General features: G+C 41.5%; 3 protein-coding genes. All 3 read right to left on the reverse strand.

Features of this window, described 5'->3' with window-relative positions; genetic code table 11:
* Nucleotides 1-638: dioxygenase family protein (locus AC1M9M_RS14780; protein ID WP_481595225.1), on the reverse strand; the 638-nt coding region annotated here is incomplete at its 3' end.
* A gap of 150 nt (nucleotides 639-788) precedes the next feature.
* Complete coding sequence (gene catC / locus AC1M9M_RS14785) at nucleotides 789-1,079, reverse strand: muconolactone Delta-isomerase (RefSeq protein WP_092766278.1); 291 nt, start codon at nucleotides 1,077-1,079, stop codon at nucleotides 789-791.
* 26 nt (nucleotides 1,080-1,105) lie between these two features.
* The coding region (locus AC1M9M_RS14790; protein WP_481596706.1) for a muconate/chloromuconate family cycloisomerase at nucleotides 1,106-1,786 on the reverse strand (681 nt) is incomplete at its 5' end.

The raw sequence follows: 1,786 nt of genomic DNA on the forward strand, positions 1-1,786 counted from the left end.
TGACGACCAAGTTTGTCTAATACAAACTGAGTTGTACCTTCTGGTGGGCAGCCATAACCTACAGGCATTGTGGTTAATGCTGTATATTGACCTTGTGCATCGGTGAAGATCGTACGACGTAAGTTGAAGTCAGATTGAGACTTATCAAAGAACGAGTAGTTACCTAAGCTGTTTGCATGCCAAACTTCAACTTTAGCGCCTTCAATGATGTTACCTTCAGTATCTTTAACGATACCTTCAATAATTAAAGTTGGGATTTTGCCTTCTTCAGAACCATCATCCATACGTGCAAAACCAACTGATTCTGGTGCACCAGCGACATACAATGGACCTTCAATTGTACGTGGAGTACCACCTGTAATACCTGCTTGAGCATCTTTCTCATCTGCACGTAAATCAAGGAAATGCTCAAGACCTAAACCAGCAGCCAAAAGACCTAATTCGTTTGCTTGACCAGCATCAGTAAAGTACTCAAGACCCTTCCAAACTTCAGATTGGCTTAAATCTAAATCTTCAATCGCTTGGAATAAGTCAGATACTAAACGTACAACGATTTGCTGAACACGTTCATCAACAGGACCTGTTGCAGTATCAACGTTCATTTTTTTGACTAAAGCATTAATTTGTTCGCGGTTCATACTATTTCTCCTTAAGTATGCTTGCTGTGTGGTGGCTGACTTCTAATGTGTTTGAGCTCGCTGCCACAATCCTTGTTTAAAATTACGCTAAAAAACCTCTGGATGTATTGATGTCATGGCCTGAATCAATCAAGCCAAGACACTTAAAACTTAACGATCATCTTCACGGATAGAAGATGGGTGGCGATTTAACGCCATTACTTCGATATTCATATATGGGTAAAGCGGAAGACCTTGTAAAATTGAATGAAGCTCTTCATTGCTTTCCACATCAAAAATACTGATGTTTGAATACTGACCTGTGATTCGCCAGATATGACGCCACTTGCCTTGTTGCTGTAACTCTTGCGAATACGCCTTTTCAACAGCTTTAATCTCATTCGCTTTTTCAACTGGCATATCCAGTGGGATGTTCACATCCATTCGTACATGAAACAGCATGTCTCACTCCTGATGTATCACGTCGCTTATTTGCGGCGAAGGTTGTCAATCTTGTCTAAATCCAACTCAATACCTAAACCATTGCCTTGAGGCAGATGTAATTCGAAATCACGATATTGAAGCGGGGTCTTTAAAATTTCGTCAGTTAACAGCAATGGACCAAACAATTCAGTGCCATATGCCAAATTCTCAAAGGTCGAGAACAAATGTGCAGAAGCGATGGTGCCAACAGAACCTTCAAGCATCGTGCCACCATACAGATCTACACCAGCGAGGTTTGCAATGGTTGCTACATCACGACCTTCGAGTAGGCCACCAGACTGAGCAACTTTTACAGCAAACACAGAAGCAGCATTACGCTTCGCTAAACGATAAGCTGTACTTGGACCCATCAATGACTCATCCGCCATAATGGCAATATCAAAACGACGAGTTAAACGCTCCATGGCATCAATATTGTCAATCGCACATGGCTGTTCAATTAGATCCACACCACCATCTTGCAGAAGCTGAATACCTTTGATCGCTTCTAACTCAGACCAAGCACGGTTCACATCGACACGGATAGAAATATCAGCACCTAACGCTTTTTTGATGGTGAGAACATGCTCAACATCTGCTTCTACAGCACGAGAACCAATTTTTAATTTAAAGAAGTTATGACGCTTAGCTTCGATCATCTTTTTCGCTTCAGCGATATCTTTATC

It is taken from the genome of Acinetobacter sp. ANC_7503 (assembly GCF_056780035.1).

Bases quoted from the DNA above. Each gene is read 5' to 3' on its own strand.
- catC (WP_092766278.1), bottom strand. From the start codon at position 1,079: ATGCTGTTTCATGTACGAATGGATGTGAACATCCCACTGGATATGCCA.